Raw genomic sequence first — 17489 nt, 5'->3', positions numbered from 1 at the left:
GTATTTGGTTTATTAATTTTTTTATATATTTACCGTACTGAAAGCAATTCACAATAAGGATTATTCCGTTGTGAAAACATTTAAAACGGCATAGGTTATCTTGTGTCGTTTTCTTTTTTTCTTTAAATGGCTTCACGAGCTCAATCCTATCAATCATAAAATTTGCGAGTAAAACATTTAAGCCGCCTCGACTTCTAATTCGACGCATTTTTTTGCTATAAAATGATTTCACTAGTACTAACTCATAAATTATAAAATTTACGTATTCGGCATCTAATTATCCTAGTTTTTAATTAGATGTATTTTTCAGTAAAACACTTTAACACTAGCTATCAACAAGTTACACACAACTAAAAATGAGCTGTTATTTTTTTAAGAGAGAGATTATAAATATATGAAATTTCTTAAATAAAACACACTGTAATTAACTGGTATTTTATAGGCATTTTAAACAAAATTTTTACCCTAAAAAAGCCTAAAAAAAAGCACCATCCAAACGAGTGCAAAAATTCATGCGTACGAATCATTTTATTCGTACGCATGAATGCGCAAAACGGTACTGACGAATCAATTTATTCATCAGTACCGTTCTTAGCCCCTAATTTTACTGGGCTTTACAAGGCATTTTTTTAGGAAAACGCCCATAACATAAATTAGTGTTTTTTTAGGGGTTTTTAGCCTATAAAAAGTTCTTAAAAGTCTACATGTAATTATTCAAAAAGGCTTCGTATTTCATCAATGGTTTCTGGTACTAAAGGTTTATTAATAAACTTTTTAACCGTACCTAACTTTTCGGCTTTGTCTTTATCATCACCATTAACTGATGATGTTAGCATAACAACAACTATGGTTGCTTTTCTGTTAGCATCTAAAGCCTCATAATGCTCTAAAAACTGCCACCCATTCATTATTGGCATATTAATGTCTAACAAAATTAAATCTACTTTATCATTGCCGTGTTTTAAATATTCTAAAGCTTCCTGTGCGCTTTCAAAAATAACAATGTGGTTTGATAGTTTTTTTTGTTCTAATACAATTTTGTTGTAATAGTTGGTGTTGGGGTCATCATCAACCAACATAATACGCTCTAAAGTTTTCATTTGTTATGTTTTAGCTATTGTAAAATAAAATGTACTGCCTTTTCCTACTTGAGAAGTTAACCACATATCACCACCGTGTAATTCTACAACTTTTTTACAGTGCGATAGCCCTATGCCTGTACCTGAGTATTTGTCTCGTGCATGTAATCTTTGGAATACTTCAAATACTTTATCAAATTGGTTTTCTGGAATGCCTATACCATTATCGGTTACCGAGAATTTATATACTTTGGTGTCTTCTTCTACATTTATAACTATAAATGGTTGCTTATTTTCTTTGGTGTACTTTATACCGTTTACTACTAAATTTTGAAATACTTTTATTAAATCTTGTTTAAAAGCACTTATTTTTAAGGGCTTACCTATATAATTTACACTTGCTTGTTTGCATTTAATTAAATCGTGCAAGTCTATTTTTAGGTTATTAATAATGGTTTCAATATCAACTATTGTTTTTTCTTTCTGTTTTCCTATTCTGGAATATTCAAGCAAAGACACAATAAAATCTTTCATTCTGTATGCCGAACTTTTAATAACTTCAATACTCTTAATACCAACTTCGCCCATGTTGGCTTTTTCGTTTTCTAATAAATTTGAGAATGAAATTATGGAATTAAGAGGCTCTTGCAAATCATGTGAGGTAATGTATGAAAACTGCTCAAGCTCGTTATTTTTACTTTTAAGAAGTTTATTGGTGTCTGCTAATTTTTGGTTTACTTGTTTTTCTAAATTATAGTTTATAGCCGATGTGATGTTGTTATGAGCGCCTAACATTCTTAGGGGTTTTCCGTTATCATCACGAATTACTAAGCCCCGGCAACGTATATATACTGTAGAACCATTTTTATGAGTGTATCTCACAATTTGATCATATGGATGTGATGAGTCTGCACAGTGTTTATTAAAATTATCAATGGCTACAGCTAAATCGTCTTGGTTTATAATGTCTTGCCATGCAGAAGCTTTATGGGGCATGTCTTCAGGATTGTACCCAAGCTCAGTCCAAAATTTTTCGCTCATCCATTCATTTTCAGGATGTTCTAAATCCCAATACCAAATACCATCAAGCGATCCTTTTTCAATAAAATTGAATATGTTACTATCCGTTTTTATTAAATCATAAAGTTCTTGTTTTAAATAATGCTCCATATTCCACAATTGTACATTAGAAATTAAAGCACACGTTTAATTATATAAAACGTTGCTTTTTGTTGTGAGAGCACGTTGCCTTATGAGTTATAGAAGCTAGCAATAAACACCCTTCAAAAGACATAACTAAATTACGTAATATTTTTTATACAACACTGTTTTTAAGTGCTTTTTTATAAGATAAATAGTAGTTTTTAAAGCGTTTTTATATTCAGAAGAAATTATATGTTAATTGAAACTATTCATGATGTTGTTTATCAAATTAAAAACAGTATTTTTATTTATTAAGTTTGGTTGAAAAGGTTAAAAAATAGATAAATCGCCTTTGCCTTCTCGTACTACTTCGGGCGTGTCTTTTGATACATCAATAATGGTTGATGGTACGTTATCGCCATAACCACCATCTATAACCAAATCTACCGTGGTATTCCATTTTTCGTGAATAAGTTCAGGGTCTGTGGTATATTCAATAACTTCATCTTCATCATAAATAGAGGTTGAAATTATAGGGTTACCTAATTGCTTTACCAGCTCTAAAGTTATGGCATTATTGGGCACACGTATACCTACGGTTTTACGTTTTTTAAACGGATTGGGTAATGATTTTGCTCCTGGCAACACAAAGGTATATGGCCCTGGTAACGCACGTTTTAGTATTTTAAAAACAGACGTATCTATTTGCTTTACATAATCGCTTAAATTACTTAAATCATGACACACAAATGAAAAGTTAGCCTTTTCTAATTTCACTCCTTTTATTTGTGCAACACGTTCTAGGGCTTTAATATTAGTAATATCGCACCCTAAACTATATACGGTATCGGTTGGGTAAATTATTAAACCACCGCGTTTTAAAACAGCTACTGCTTTTTCAATATCTTTAGCATTGGGGTTTTCTTCATAAATTCTTAATAATACTGCCATAACACCTCATTTTTTTTGTAATTAATAACAATTTAAAACAATTTCTTGTAACATATACATTGTACAGGCGTCTTTTATGGTATATGCAAAAGCTTTTATACATTATTACGTTTATTTTAATAGGCAATAACGCTCTTGCAAATACTGGTATAGTGCCACCTATAAGGTTTTCAAAAGCCGAAAATGTTAACAAATATACTACCAGAATTCCGTTTAAACTAGTAGACCATTTAATGGTGGTTGAAGCTGAATTACTTAATAAAAAAGGCAATTTTATTATTGATACTGGTTCTGAAAGCCTAATTTTAAACAAAGTACATTTTAAAAACGTATATGCTTTTAATAAAAAACAAAGCAACACTAGTGGCGTATTACACAATATTGAAAACCTACACCAAAAACAAATTAAAAAATTAGCGCTACAAGGCTTTACTTTAGAAAATAAAACATCGGATGTTATTGATTTATCGCATATTGAAAAAACCAAAAAAACACAAATTTTAGGTATTATTGGCTATAACATACTTAAAGATTATGAAGTGTTTATTGATATGTACTTAAACCAAATAACACTTACAAAAACAGACCACGCAGGTAATACCTTAAACAAACACGTGTACCTAGAAAAAATTGCTGATAGCCTTAACTTTACCCTTAAAAAACACAGTATTGTTGTTAATGGTTTTATAAATAACCACTTTGTAAAACTTGGTATAGATAGTGCTGCCGAGTTTAACCAAATTAATAAACGCATTAACAAAAAGGCTTTACAATATTTTATTCCTAAAAAAAGACTTATATTAACCGGGGCTAGTAAACACAGGCGCATTGAAGTATTAGCAGGCAAATTACACCGTGTAAAACTAAGTGAGCGCATTTATTTTGGCCCCATGCTTACTATTTTAACAAATTTAAATAACATGAATGCTGCTTTTGGCACAGATTTAGACGGTATTTTAGGGTACGCCTTTTTTGCCCAAAAACGTACTATTATTAATTACAAAAAAGAAATGTTATATTTCATAGATTTTCCGTTACCCCAACATTGAAACTAGTAGTTACACATATTATTTTTATTTATATTACCACCTTTTCTTTAGCCATGTTTGCCCAAAAAAACACCTTTAAAGGCTATAAAATTGAAGGCGATACCGTGGTGTTTACTTTTGATGTGCGAGATTACCAAAAATTTACCCAAGAACATACGGGGCAAGTTTTAGAATTTCAAGATTTTGATATTGAAAATGTGGTAGTTGCTGGCGATTTCAATTTATGGTCTAGAAACCATTGGAAAATGGCAAGAATTGACCAATACGTGTATCAACTTAAAAAAAGTATTTTAGATTTTTCTGATAATTTTACTTACGAATTTAAGTTTGTAATAAACAACAACTATTGGGCAGAACCTACAAAACAAGACCCAAATATAGCAAAAGCCCGCAAGCACCATATAAAATTAAAAGGTATTTACAACCTAAAAATGTACACCGCCTACCCTGATGATAATGGCAACGTGCATTTTAAACTAAATGGTTATAAAAATGCGAAGCGTGTTATTTTGGCAGGTTCTTTTAATAAATGGCATGAAAATTTATTTAAAATGAAACGCACATCAACCGGTTGGGAACTTACATTACAAATGAAACCCGATGTGTATCAATACCGGTTTATTGTTGATGGCCACTGGATAGAAGACCCGCACAACCCTAATAAAACACCCAATGAGTATGGTGAATTCAACTCGGTTATAGATATAAAGGCCTACACCGCTTTTAAACTTAGAGGCCATACCAATGCTAAAAAAGTGATATTGTCTGGCTCTTTTAATAACTGGAATACGTATTTATATGAAATGCGCAAAACCGATTATGGTTGGAAATACGTAGTGCCGCTTTCTGGTGGTAAACACCATTACAAATTTATTGTTGATGGACAATGGATTACAGACCCCAATAACAGCGTTAAAGAATATGATGATTCTGGTAATGTAAACTCAGTTTGTATGGTGAAATAACAGCGTTTAAAAACGCGGCCTACCCATACTACCACGCCTTTGCATACTCAAATTATCTTCATTTCTATTAACTTTCTCTGGTTTTAGAGCTTCTTTTAACTCTTTTTCGTATTTAACCCATTTACTAAATTTTTTATTATCTAGTAATATTTTCATAGCGGCATTTAATTTTTCACCCTCTTTTTTTATTGCTTGTCTTGCTGGTTTTATTTTTTCGCCTATTTTCTTTCTAGCTTCTAACATTTGCTCATCTTCACCTGGCATTTGGGTAACCATACCAGATCTTCTTTCAAGCATTCTAGCTTCCATAATTGAATTCATATAAATGTTAAGCGTATCAAAATTATCTTTATTCATTAGCTTAATTTCACTTATACTTTGATTGTAAGTAGCAACAGCTCTTTCTAAACCTAGAATAACCTTTTTATCTTTTTTTAGCTTTATTTTTTTTATAATTTCATCAGAGTCATAGGTTATAAAACCAGCAACATCATAAGCATTAAATTTTTTAACTTCTGGTCTTTGTTGCATACCGTTAGGCATATTACCTCTTTGTCCGCCACCTCTCATACCACCTCCTTGCATACCACCGCCACCTCTTTGAGCAAAAGACAACATGTTAAAACTTAAAACAATAAATAGAGATATATACAATTTCATAATTACGATATTTATGAATTCAAATTTAATGCAATGAGAAAATGTATATGATAAACCTTAATTATTTAACGCGTAATTAACTTAAAATACTACCCTACTACTTCTAACTTAGCAAATCTTAATAGTAATTTTTTTACACCAACACCAGTAAATTTAATTTCTGCTTTGGTATCTGCTCCAACGCCTTCAATTTTTAAGACTTCGCCTGTTCCAAAACGCTCGTGCTTAACCATATTACCTGCTACTAATTTACCATCAAATAAATTGGTGCTTCCGGCATTACTTGTTGCACTAGATACGCGTTTTAAATTTTTAGGCGTAGGTGCTTGATATTTTTCTGGTGCTTGTTTGGTTTGTCCCTTTTTTAAAGTAGGTTGTTTTGCGGGTTTAAAACGTACTTTGTTATACTCTGTTTTGTGTCCGTTTGCATCAACATCGCCAAAAATATCGGCGCTAAGCATAGGGTTAATACGCTGTTCTTCTATAGGCGTTTGTATATCTAAATACTGCTCGTCTATTTCTTGAATAAATCTACTTGGTTCAGAATCTACTAATTTCCCCCAACGGTAACGTGATAAGGCATAGGTTAAATAGGCTTGCTTTTCGGCTCTGGTTAAAGCTACATAAAACAAACGGCGCTCTTCTTCTAACTCGCTACGGGTATTCATGCTCATAGCACTTGGAAACAAATCTTCTTCTAAACCAACAATATACACATACGGAAACTCTAAACCTTTGGCTAAGTGAATGGTCATAAGTGCTACTTTATTGCCATCATCTTTATCATTATCCATATCGGTAGCTAAGGCAACATCTTCTAAAAACTCTGCTAAAGATCCTCTGGCATCGGCAATTTCTTTTTGGCCTTCCACAAAATCTTTCATACCATTTAAAAGCTCTTCAATATTTTCCATTCTGGTAACACCTTCGGGCGTACCATCTTTATTAAATTCTTTTATTAAACCGCTGCTTTTGGTAACATGTTCAGCTAACTCAAAAACATCGGCAGTTTGGTTTAATACTTGGTAACTTTCTATTAGGGTTACAAAATCTAGCAGCTTATTTTTGGTGCCTGAATTTACTTTAACATTGGTTTTATCAATGTTTTTCATAACCTCAAAAATAGAGCGGTTGTACCCATTGGCTGCCACCATTAATTTATCAATAGTAGTTTGCCCAATACCGCGTGGTGGAAAGTTTATAACACGCTTTAAAGCCTCTTCGTCTTTGGGGTTTATAACAAGCCTTAAGTATGATAGTACATCTTTAATTTCTTTACGCTGATAGAACGATAAACCACCATAAATTCTATAAGGAATTTCGCGTTTGCGTAACGCATCTTCAATGGAGCGCGATTGGGCATTGGTTCTATACAAAATAGCAAAATCACTATTAGGTAATTGATTATTCATTTTAGTATCAAAAATTGTACTAGCCACGTAACGCCCTTCATCGGCATCGGTTAAAGAGCGGTGTACTACAATTTTACCTCCCTCGTCATTGGCTGTCCAAACTACTTTATCTAATTTGGTTTGATTTTTATCGATTACGGAATTAGCGGCATTTACAATGTTTTTGGTAGAGCGGTAATTTTGCTCTAACCTAAACACTTTTACATCATCATAATCTTTTTGAAAATTTAAAATATTATTAATGTTTGCCCCACGGAAGGCATAAATACTTTGCGCATCATCACCCACAACACATATATTTTGAAACTTATCTGATAAGGCTCTAACTATCAAATATTGTGAATGGTTGGTATCTTGGTACTCATCTACCAAAATATATTTAAAACGGTTTTGGTATTTGGCTAACACCTCTGGGAAACGCGTTAAAAGTTCGTTTGTTTTAAGCAATAAATCATCAAAATCCATAGCACCAGCTTTAAAACAGCGCTCTACATAGGTTTTGTAAATATCGCCCATGCGTGGTCTGCGTGCCATGGTATCGGCCTCAATTAGTTCCGGGTTTTGAAAATAAGCACGTACCGTAATTAAACTGTTTTTGTATGATGAAATTCTAGAGCGTATTTGTTTATACTTATAAATATCTTTATCTAGCTGTAATTCTTTAATTATATCGCGTATTAACCTATCAGAATCTTGTGTATCATAAATAGTAAAATTACTTGGGTAGCCTAACTTATCGGCCTCACTACGTAAAATTCTAGCAAACACCGAGTGAAATGTACCCATCCATAAATTTTTGGCTTCGGTAGTTCCTACAATACTAGCAATACGCTCTTTCATTTCGCGCGCTGCTTTATTGGTAAATGTTAAGGCTAAAATATTAAAGGCATCAATACCTTTACTCATCATATATGCAATTCTATACGTAAGCACTCTGGTTTTACCAGAACCTGCTCCTGCTATAACAATCATAGGGCCATCAACTTGTATGGTAGGCTCTAATTGTGCGTCATTTAGTTGGCTTAAATACTTTTCCAAATCATCATCATTTTTAATCATGTGAAAATAACTATTGTTTCGGTTTTAATTATAGCTATTTATTAATAATTATAAACAATATTATTAAAACCTCAGCATTTCATAAAATCAATACTTAAGGTTGTGTTAACATTATAAGTTTTAAATTTTAAATATCTTTAACTTTACAAAATACTTATCAATTTAATTTACATGGATACTGTTTTTAATACCCTCTCAAATATACCTTGGTGGTTATGGATTTTTATTGTTTTAATCTTAGTGGCAATTCGTGATATTTTTATACAAAAAAAACACACTATAAGCCACAACTACCCTATTGTTGGGCATTTACGCTATTGGCTAGAAAGTATAGGCCCCGAAATGCGCCAATATTTTGTAGCTAATAACCGCGAAGAACTGCCGTTTAACCGTATTGAACGTGGTTGGATTTACGCCTCGGCTAAAAACGAAAACAACTACGAAGGTTTTGGTACAGATAGAGATATTTTTGAACATCAGCATATTTTTATAAATAATGCTATGATGCCTTATAAAATTGATAAAAACCACCCTAATAGCATTGATAAAAGTTTTTTACCATGTGCCAAAGTTATGGGTGCTTACAACAAACGCAAAAAACCTTATAGGCCAGCGTCTATAATTAATGTTTCTGCTATGAGTTTTGGCTCATTATCTGCCAAAGCTGTTGAGTCTTTAAACAAAGGTGTTAAAATTGCCGATGCTTACCATAATACAGGTGAAGGTGGCCTATCGCCCTACCACAGAAACGGTGGCGATGTTATTTTTCATTTTGGTACGGGTTATTTTGGTGTGCGTGATAATGATGGTAATTTTTCTATGGAAAAAATGAAGCAACTGGTTAACGATAATCCGTTTATTAAAGCGATAGAAATTAAACTTTCACAGGGTGCAAAACCAGGAAAAGGTGGTGTATTACCAGGTGCAAAAATAACCAAACAAATTGCAGATATTCGTGGTGTTGAAATTGGTAAAGACGTACTATCGCCTCCAAATCATTCGGCGTTTTCTAACGTTAAAGAGATGGTAGATTTTATTGAAAACATTGCCGAAGCAACCGGTTTACCTGTTGGTATTAAAGCCGCTATTGGTAAATTAAATCAATGGCAAGAATTAGCCGACATTATGCTTAAAACAGGAAAAGGCCCCGATTTTATTGCTGTTGACGGTGGTGAAGGCGGTACAGGAGCTGCACCTCCTAGTTTTGCAGACCACGTATCATTACCATGGGTGTATGGTTTTAGTGATTTATACAAACTTTTTAAAAATAAAGGCTTAACAGACCGTATTGTGTTTATTGGTAGTGGCAAATTAGGTTTTCCTGCCAAAGCTGCTATGGCCTTTGCTATGGGGGCAGATTGTATTAATGTAGCCCGTGAAGCTATGATGAGCATTGGCTGCATACAAGCGCAAGTTTGCCATACAAACCGTTGTCCTGCTGGTATAGCTACCCAAAGTAAATGGCTACAAAATGGTATTAATATTCCTTTAAAATCTGAACGTTTAGCACAGTATTTTAAAACCTTTAAAAAAGAATTAATTGAAATAACACATGCTGCCGGTTATGAGCACCCTTGCCAGTTTAAAATGACTGATATTGAAGTAAATGTTGATGACCACAACTTGAGTAAAGAATTAAGCCGCACGTACATGTACGAAAAAGACCCAGTGCCATTTTCTGGCATGCAACATTTAAAAGATTGTTTATATTTGGGTGGTAAACAAAACGCTTAAAACATCATGGAATTAACCAGAATTTTTGATTTATTTCTTTTTGCTATACCAACATTAATTACTGGTATAATTGCCTATAAATTTTTTAAAGCGCATACTAAAAATGAAGATGGTCGTAGGCGCTTTTTATTAAAAAAAGATTTACAAGTAAGCGCACTACCCTCTAGATTACAAGCCTATGAGCGTATGGCCCTTTTTTTAGAACGTATTACGCCTTCTAAATTACTGCTAAGAGTTGCACCAAACAGTGACGATAAAAACATGTATGAAGCACTTTTAATACAGAGTATTGAACAGGAATTTGAACATAACTTATCACAACAAATTTACGTTACAGATAAATGCTGGAGCATAATTGTAGCGGCTAAAAACGCTACTATTCAATTAATTAGAAAAGCAAATCTTTCTGAAAAAACAGATACGGCCAGTAAATTACGTGAGATTATTTTAACTGAAATGATGGAGCGAAAAGCACCTAGTGACACGGCGCTTATGTTTATTAAAGATGAGGTTTCTAGCCTTTGGTAACCTCTTAATCTTCTTCTAAACGGAGTTCGTTATTTTTAGCTTCTGCGCATTTATTTTTAGCATACTCAAAACCTTGTTGCCACCAAGTACGCATTAGTTTTTTATCAAAAATCAATGAGTTTTCTGTAAGGTTTGATGGTGTGTAATATAAATTAAGGTCTACATTTTTAGCAATAGCAGCTAATTTACCAATGGTAACATCGTTACGCTCCATTCTGTCTAATAAATGCCCAAACAAACTAATCATTAGTGAAAACGGATTTTTTCCCAACACTTTATTGCCTTGCATAGATTCTGCTTTTAAAACAATGGCATCAACCTGTGTTGCACCTCTTAAAATAGCTTCGCGTATAGGTACAATACACCCTAAACCGCCATCGGCATATTCAAAATCATTCTTTTTCACTAAAGACATAAATGGTATGTAATTACATGAAATCCAAATCCATTCACAAAATTCTTCGTATGAATAATCGTTAATAGATTTATACTCAACACTGTTTTTTGTAAGGTTAGATACCGTTATAACCACATCATCTTTGGTTTGTTTAATTAAGTTAAACTCTTCTTCAGTAAATTTTCGCTTAATTAGTTTTTTTAGGTTTTTACTTTCACCAAAGGTGCGTTTCATTTTTATAAACTGCCAAATGGTATTTATAAAATCTATAGATACAAAGTTTCTATCGCCCTTTTTCCTTATAACAAAAGGGTTTACACTAAAAATGCTATCTTGATTTACATTGGTATAAACATCAAATAATTTATCAATTCTACCCGCTGCTAAATGTGGCACTAACAAGCTTCCGGTTGAAGTACCCAAAAACATATCATAATCGTTTTTTTGTTCTTCAATTAAATATTGAGCAACACCGCCCGCAAAAGCGCCTTTACTACCACCGCCAGAAATTACTAATGCTTTCATAAAGTAAAATAAGGTTTAAATATAATGATTATGGCATCACATTTATACAAGCCTTCTGTTTTTTTTAAATAGGTTGGTAGTTTATAGAATAAAAAGGTTATACCTCTAATTTAATTTAGCAGGAAAAAAAAGAATATCTATTTTAGTATCAGCTATTAACTAAAATCTTAACCCTGCGTATGCTTAAGAAATTTTTTCTTCTTGCAGTGTTTTCTGTTGCAATTATTGCATCATTATCTGCGCTAAAATCTAACCAAAACCTGTTAGCATCATCGTTTTTAAATAGTTCATCACATGCTTTACCACCTCCTGTAATAGATTTTACGTTTAATAATAGTGGGGCTTGTTCTGGTACTCAAGTTAATTTTACTTCATCGGTTTCTGGAGATGGTCCTTTTACCTATTTATGGAATTTTAGTGATGACGGCAGCACTAGCACTAGTAACAACCCTTCACATAGGTTTAATGTAGTGGGTTGCGGTACTAGAAACGTAAATGTTACACTTACAGTAACAGACTCCAATGGAGAAAGAGCTTCTGTAACCAAAGCTGTTCCTGTACTTGAAACACCTAATTTAAATTTTTATGATATTGATGCCGAAGCTAATTTTACACCTCAATTTGATAATTGTGGAAATAATACATCAGATCCTTCATACACCGTAAATGTAGGAAACAGATCAACCGGAAGTTGTATAACATCTTATGATATAGATTGGGGCGATGGCAACACTGAAACAAACGTAAGTTTTCCTTTAACGCACACCTACACACAACTAGGGTCTTACAATATGCGCATTACAGGTAATGGCACAAATTGTAACAATACCGTAACTTATTTAATAAAAAATTCAAGTAACCCTACAGGCGCTATTGTAAACCCTGGTAATACAGTTAATTTATGTACACCCATTGCGCCTATTGAATTTGCCATTGGTTCATGGGGTACAAATCCGCCAGATACCAATTACCAAGTTGATTTTGGTGATGGTACTATTGAAACTTACACCCAACAACAACTAGAAAACTCAATATATTACAATAGTGCAGCCCCAGTGAATTCTCAAGATTTCCCTATTCCTCATGAATATACAGAATCTAACTGCCCAAACTTTAGTTATACGGTGTTTTTATACATTACAACATCATGTGGTGCTACAAACTTAACAGCAGGCCCCATAATTATATTAAAAAAACCTGATGTGGCTTTTGAAAATCCGGCAACAGGCTGTGTTAATACGGCTGTACAGTTTACTAATACATCACAAACAGGCTATAACCAAAACTGTGATACTACTGCAGGGTATTTTTGGGATTTTGGTGATGGTAATACATCAAATTTAAGAGACCCTTTGCATACGTACACTACACCGGGTACTTACACCGTATCATTGTATGCTCAAAACTTTTGCGGTACAACAAATACCATAACAAACACTATTTGCATAGAACCTGAAATAGTACCTGCCTTTACTTTAAACACAAACAATGGCTGTACGCCTTTAACTGTTCAAACAACAAATAATACCAATTTAACCAATAGTTGTGGCGGTGAGCAATACCTTTGGGAAGTGAGTTATACTTCAGGATTTTGTAATACAGGTATTGTCCAATGGCAATTTACTAATGGCACAAACGAAAATTCACAATCACCAACTTTAGAGTTCACAACAGATGGCACATACACGCTTACATTAACCACAACCAATAGCTGCGGAAGCAATACTACATCACAAACCATAGAAGTTAAACAGCCACCAACCATTACTATTAATGCTATAAATGATTTCTGCGGAACTGCCACATTAAACCCCTCAGCAATTATAAATACCTGTGCGCCCGCTACAGAAACCATTAGTTACAATTGGAGTTTCCCCGGCGGAACACCAGCTACTGCAACTACCGAAAACCCCGGAACTATAAGCTATAGCAGTCCAGGAAACTATCAAATTAGCTTAAGTGTAAGCTCTAGTTGTGGCACTACAACCACTACCGAAGATTTCACTATTAATGAAGTGCCAACGCTTACCAATACCAATTTAGCACAAACCATTTGCTCTGGGACACAAACTACCGAGGTAAATTTAACATCTAATATTGCTGGCACTACTTATTCGTGGTCTGCCACAGCACCAACAGGGGTTACAGGATACACAACTAGTGGCACTACCAATGCTATTCCAGTACAAACAATTACAAACACCAATACCACTTCAGAAAACGTGGTATACACCATAACACCATTTAATGGAAGTTGTGATGGTGCACCTGTAAACCTAGTTATTACTGTAGATCCTGCTCCAGCATTTACCAATCAGCCACAAGATGAAACCATTTGCTTAAACGGTAGCTCTACACCCTTATCAGTATCAGTTAACGGTCCGGGTACACCAACCTATCAATGGTATGAAAACACTACAAATAACACCGTTACAGGTACTGCTATTACCGGTGAAACCAGTAATAGCTTTACACCACCAAACAATACTATAGGCATTACATATTATTATGTAATTGCATCATTCACATCGGGTGCTGGTTGTGATGAAATAAGTTCAAATACAGCACGCGTTGAAGTTGTTGAAGGCCTACAAATAACCACCCAACCAACCCCAACAGAAAGCCTGTGTGTTGGTGGTACTCTATCATCCAGCTTATCGGTTACGCATACAGGCGGCACAGGCACTTTAAGTTATCAATGGTATTCTAACACCACAAATAGCAATACTGGTGGAACAGCTATAGCAGGTGCTACAAGTTCTAGCTATAATCCGCCAACATTCAATACAGCTGGTAATTACTATTTTTACGTCATTATTACCGCAACTGGTAGTGGTTGTAATCCTGTAACCAGCAATGTTTCTGAAGTTATAGTGGTTACAGACCCCGCTATAGATAACCAACCCTTACCAACCCAAACCATTTGCGAAGGCACTGCAGTTACAAATTTAAGTGTTAGTGTTTCGGGTGGTTTAGGGAATAACTATAATTACCAATGGTACACCAATAGTACCAATACAAATGTTGGCGGCACAGCCATAACAGGTGCTACAAACGCCATTTTTACACCACCAAATTCTGCTGTTGGAACCGTTTATTATTATGTTGAAGTTACTCAAGCCGGTATTGATTGTGCAGTTAATAGCAACACATCTGAAGTCATTATCAATCAAGCTGCTACCATTACCAATCAGCCAATTTCTGAAACCATTTGCTTTGGTGACAGTTTTAATACCTTATCTGTTAACTATACAAATGGTGTTGGCATACCTAGTTATCAATGGTATTCTAATACCACAAACAACAATACTTCGGGTACACCAATTAGTGGTGAAACGAGCTCTAACTTCATACCTAGTTCAACAACTATTGGCACTGTGTATTACTATGTAGTATTAACTTTTGCTACAGGTGGATGTACAGAAATTGCATCGGCACCTTCTGAACAAACGGTTAATGAAACTCCTAATATCAGTAATAAAACAACTATTATTTGTAGTGGTAACAGTTTTACAATAACACCTTTGATGAGTGACATAGCTCCCAACGGAACAACTTATACATGGAGCACCCCTGTTATTAATCCTTCAGGATCTATTACTGGTGCTTCCGAAGAAACCACACCGCAATCTTCTATAAGTCAAACCTTAACAAACACAACACCCAACCCCGCTACAGTTACGTATACTATAACGCCGACCTTAGGCAATTGTGTGGGCGCAAGTTTTGAGGTAGAAATAACTGTAAATCCATCAATAAGTATTACTTCATCACAAATAAACAGTAATTGTTTTAGTGCTAATGCGGGTGCATTAAACATTACTATTGCTGGAGGTGTGCCATTTTCAACAGGAAATCCGTATCAAATTACTTGGACAGGTCCTAACGGATTTACAAGCAGTAATGAAGATATTTCAAACTTAGCTCCCGGTAACTACACCGTGTCTATTTTAGATGATGGTGGTTGCCCTTTTTCAGAAACATTTATTATTACCGAGCCTGATGAACTGGTGTTTAGTAATATTGATTTTGATCCTGATACCATTAGTTGTTTTCAAGCTAATGATGGTGAAATTGCAATTGATGTAAGCGGCGGCACACAACCTTATACCTATAACTGGACTAGAAATGGTATGACCTACAGCACCGATGAAGATTTAACAAATCTTTCACCTGGCAATTACGAAATTACTGTTACAGATGCTAATAACTGCCCCTCTATTACACAAAATTTTACTGTGGTTGAACCTGCAGAACTTATTGCATCCTTAAATAATAAAGTAAATGTTATTTGTTTTGGTGATGCTACAGGTGAAATTTATATTGATGTCACTGGCGGAAGACAAATTGAAACAAGTCCTGGTGTTTTTAATTATACGTACACATGGACAGGTCCAAATAGTTTTACAAGCACAAACCAAAACATATCAAACCTATCTGCTGGCACTTATACAGTTACTGTAACCGATGCTTCTAATTGTACCACTACCCTAGACGTTGTAATCAATCAATCTGATGAAATTATCATTGATTATACTGCCACCGAAATTGCCTGCTATGGCGATAATGATGCTTCAATTACCATTAATTCTATAACTGGTGGCAATGCACCTTACACTGTTGCTTGGAGCAATTTAGGCACTGGTAATTCGCAAACAAACTTATCTGCTGGCACTTATGTTATTACGGTAACCGATGCTACTAATTGCCAAAAACAAGCTACTATTATTATTGATGAAGCCCCTCTTTTTAGAATAACACCACAAGTGGAACATATCTCTTGTTTTGGTGAAAACGACGGACGCATTGTTTTAAATTTTGAAGGCGGCATAGCACCTGTTAATTTAGTTTGGGATGATGACCCTAGCGCAGGTGTTGAGCGTAACAACTTGGGGCCAGGAACCTATAGCGTAACTATTACTGATGGTAAACCCTGTACCATAAACGAAACATTTACCATTATAGAACCTGATGAGCTTTCCATTTCGGGTACTAAAACCGATGCCTTAGATTGTGATAATGCCAACTCTGGAGCAATAAACGCAATTGTTACAGGTGGTACTTTACCATTAACCTATAGTTGGTCTCACGGCGCAACTACAGAAGATATAACCAACTTACCGCCTGGAAATTACACCCTTACGGTTACAGATGCTAATAATTGTGACGTTTCTGAAACCTTTACCATAAACAGGTTTGAACCCCTAACAGTTGAGGTTGTTACTGAAACCACCCATAATTGCGAAACCAAAGAAATTAATCAGCAATTTATAGCACAACCCTCTGGAGGTGTTCCTCCGTATCAAATAGCATGGTCTAGCGGTACGGTAAGTGGTAGCAATAACAACACAATGCAAACTACACAAAATGGCCTTGTAATTATTGATGTTACAGATGCTGCGGGTTGCACCATTTCATATTCATACAATGTTGACATTCCTGTGTTGGGTAATGCCGATTTCACAATAAACGCAGAAGCTTTTAACACCTTTGGTTTTTATTCAATTGAATCACCCATAACATTTACAAATACCTCTACAGGAAGTTTTGTTGGAGTTTCATGGGATTTTGGAGACGGCAATTTTTCTAGCAATGAAAATTCTACACACACCTACAAAACCGAGGGCATTTACACCATAACACAAACAGTAACGTATCCTTTTAATTGCGTTTATACAAAAAGTATTACCATTCACATAAAAAAAGGCTACAGTTTAATTGTACCAAATGCTTTTACACCCAATAAAGATGCTTTAAACGATTTCTTTTTGCCTTCACAAATTGCGCTTTCAAACATGAAATTTGAAATTTACAATACTTGGGGCAATATGATTTATTCTGAAGAAGGCGAAAGCATACGTGGTTGGGACGGCAAAGTAAACGATGCCGAAGCTGAAAACGGCAATTATTACTACACCTTTTCAGGTGATACGTTTTACGGAAAAACCATTACTAGCAAAGGTGTTGTTGTACTAATTAGATAAAAC

At 34.5% G+C, this 17489-nt stretch carries 11 protein-coding genes; 5 read left to right on the top strand and 6 right to left on the bottom strand.

Features of this window, described 5'->3' with window-relative positions:
• Nucleotides 1-710: 710 nt before the first annotated feature.
• The 3 genes from ACYX4H_RS12610 to ACYX4H_RS12600 form a co-directional block, all read right to left on the bottom strand.
• On the bottom strand, nucleotides 711-1100 hold the full coding sequence (locus tag ACYX4H_RS12610) for a response regulator (RefSeq protein WP_475296173.1): 390 nt from the start codon (nucleotides 1098-1100) through the stop codon (nucleotides 711-713).
• Nucleotides 1101-1103: 3 nt separating this feature from the next.
• On the bottom strand, nucleotides 1104-2249 hold the full coding sequence (locus ACYX4H_RS12605) for a sensor histidine kinase (RefSeq protein WP_476236637.1): 1146 nt from the start codon (nucleotides 2247-2249) through the stop codon (nucleotides 1104-1106).
• Between the two features lie 303 nt (nucleotides 2250-2552).
• The gene (locus tag ACYX4H_RS12600; protein ID WP_475296171.1) at nucleotides 2553-3173 is read right to left on the bottom strand and encodes an L-threonylcarbamoyladenylate synthase; all 621 of its coding nucleotides are present in this window, start codon (nucleotides 3171-3173) and stop codon (nucleotides 2553-2555) included.
• A gap of 83 nt (nucleotides 3174-3256) precedes the next feature.
• On the opposite strand from ACYX4H_RS12600, the gene ACYX4H_RS12595 reads away from it, so the two are divergent.
• Both ACYX4H_RS12595 and ACYX4H_RS12590 read left to right on the top strand, forming a co-directional pair.
• A complete protein-coding gene (locus tag ACYX4H_RS12595) occupies nucleotides 3257-4222 on the top strand; it encodes a hypothetical protein (protein ID WP_476236636.1) in 966 nt (321 codons plus the stop codon).
• Nucleotides 4219-5187 (top strand): hypothetical protein, encoded by a 969-nt coding sequence (locus ACYX4H_RS12590; RefSeq protein ID WP_476236635.1) that lies wholly within the window; start codon nucleotides 4219-4221, stop codon nucleotides 5185-5187. Before ACYX4H_RS12595 ends, ACYX4H_RS12590 begins: the two co-directional genes overlap by 4 nt.
• A 6-nt stretch (nucleotides 5188-5193) precedes the next feature.
• Here the strand turns inward: ACYX4H_RS12590 and ACYX4H_RS12585 are convergent, their stop codons facing one another.
• Together ACYX4H_RS12585 and ACYX4H_RS12580 are read right to left on the bottom strand one after the other, a co-directional pair.
• On the bottom strand, nucleotides 5194-5847 hold the full coding sequence (locus tag ACYX4H_RS12585; RefSeq protein ID WP_476236634.1) for a hypothetical protein: 654 nt from the start codon (nucleotides 5845-5847) through the stop codon (nucleotides 5194-5196).
• An 89-nt stretch (nucleotides 5848-5936) separates the two neighbouring features.
• Complete coding sequence (locus tag ACYX4H_RS12580; protein ID WP_475296440.1) at nucleotides 5937-8297, bottom strand: ATP-dependent helicase; 2361 nt, start codon at nucleotides 8295-8297, stop codon at nucleotides 5937-5939.
• Between the two features lie 192 nt (nucleotides 8298-8489).
• Here ACYX4H_RS12580 and ACYX4H_RS12575 point away from each other — a divergent pair, with 192 nt between their 5' ends.
• Together ACYX4H_RS12575 and ACYX4H_RS12570 are read left to right on the top strand one after the other, a co-directional pair.
• Nucleotides 8490-10052: an FMN-binding glutamate synthase family protein gene (locus ACYX4H_RS12575; protein WP_476236633.1), complete on the top strand. Its 1563-nt coding sequence runs from the start codon at nucleotides 8490-8492 to the stop codon at nucleotides 10050-10052.
• A gap of 6 nt (nucleotides 10053-10058) precedes the next feature.
• Entirely contained in the window at nucleotides 10059-10580 is a 522-nt protein-coding gene (locus tag ACYX4H_RS12570; protein WP_475296167.1) for a DUF7935 family protein, read from the top strand.
• Nucleotides 10581-10584: 4 nt separating this feature from the next.
• Here ACYX4H_RS12570 and ACYX4H_RS12565 read toward each other — a convergent pair whose 3' ends face one another.
• Nucleotides 10585-11502: a patatin-like phospholipase family protein gene (locus tag ACYX4H_RS12565; protein WP_476236632.1), complete on the bottom strand. Its 918-nt coding sequence runs from the start codon at nucleotides 11500-11502 to the stop codon at nucleotides 10585-10587.
• Between the two features lie 179 nt (nucleotides 11503-11681).
• On the opposite strand from ACYX4H_RS12565, the gene ACYX4H_RS12560 reads away from it, so the two are divergent.
• Nucleotides 11682-17486: a PKD domain-containing protein gene (locus tag ACYX4H_RS12560; RefSeq protein WP_476236631.1), complete on the top strand. Its 5805-nt coding sequence runs from the start codon at nucleotides 11682-11684 to the stop codon at nucleotides 17484-17486.
• Nucleotides 17487-17489 lie beyond the last annotated feature (3 nt).

The organism is Seonamhaeicola sp. ABD4_340, from assembly GCF_056312135.1.
Note: the sequence above shows the minus strand (reverse complement) of the source record. Positions and strands in the feature narration are given on the sequence as shown.

Excerpts from the sequence above, each read along its gene's own strand:
- ACYX4H_RS12610 (WP_475296173.1), bottom strand. The coding sequence starts at position 1,100 with ATGAAAACTTTAGAGCGTATTATGTTGGTTGATGATGACCCCAACACC.
- ACYX4H_RS12605 (WP_476236637.1), bottom strand. The coding sequence starts at position 2,249 with ATGGAGCATTATTTAAAACAAGAACTTTATGATTTAATAAAAACGGAT.
- ACYX4H_RS12600 (WP_475296171.1), bottom strand. The coding sequence starts at position 3,173 with ATGGCAGTATTATTAAGAATTTATGAAGAAAACCCCAATGCTAAAGAT.
- ACYX4H_RS12595 (WP_476236636.1), top strand. The coding sequence starts at position 3,257 with ATGCAAAAGCTTTTATACATTATTACGTTTATTTTAATAGGCAATAAC.
- ACYX4H_RS12585 (WP_476236634.1), bottom strand. The coding sequence starts at position 5,847 with ATGAAATTGTATATATCTCTATTTATTGTTTTAAGTTTTAACATGTTG.
- ACYX4H_RS12575 (WP_476236633.1), top strand. The coding sequence starts at position 8,490 with ATGGATACTGTTTTTAATACCCTCTCAAATATACCTTGGTGGTTATGG.
- ACYX4H_RS12570 (WP_475296167.1), top strand. The coding sequence starts at position 10,059 with ATGGAATTAACCAGAATTTTTGATTTATTTCTTTTTGCTATACCAACA.
- ACYX4H_RS12565 (WP_476236632.1), bottom strand. The coding sequence starts at position 11,502 with ATGAAAGCATTAGTAATTTCTGGCGGTGGTAGTAAAGGCGCTTTTGCG.
- ACYX4H_RS12560 (WP_476236631.1), top strand. The coding sequence starts at position 11,682 with ATGCTTAAGAAATTTTTTCTTCTTGCAGTGTTTTCTGTTGCAATTATT.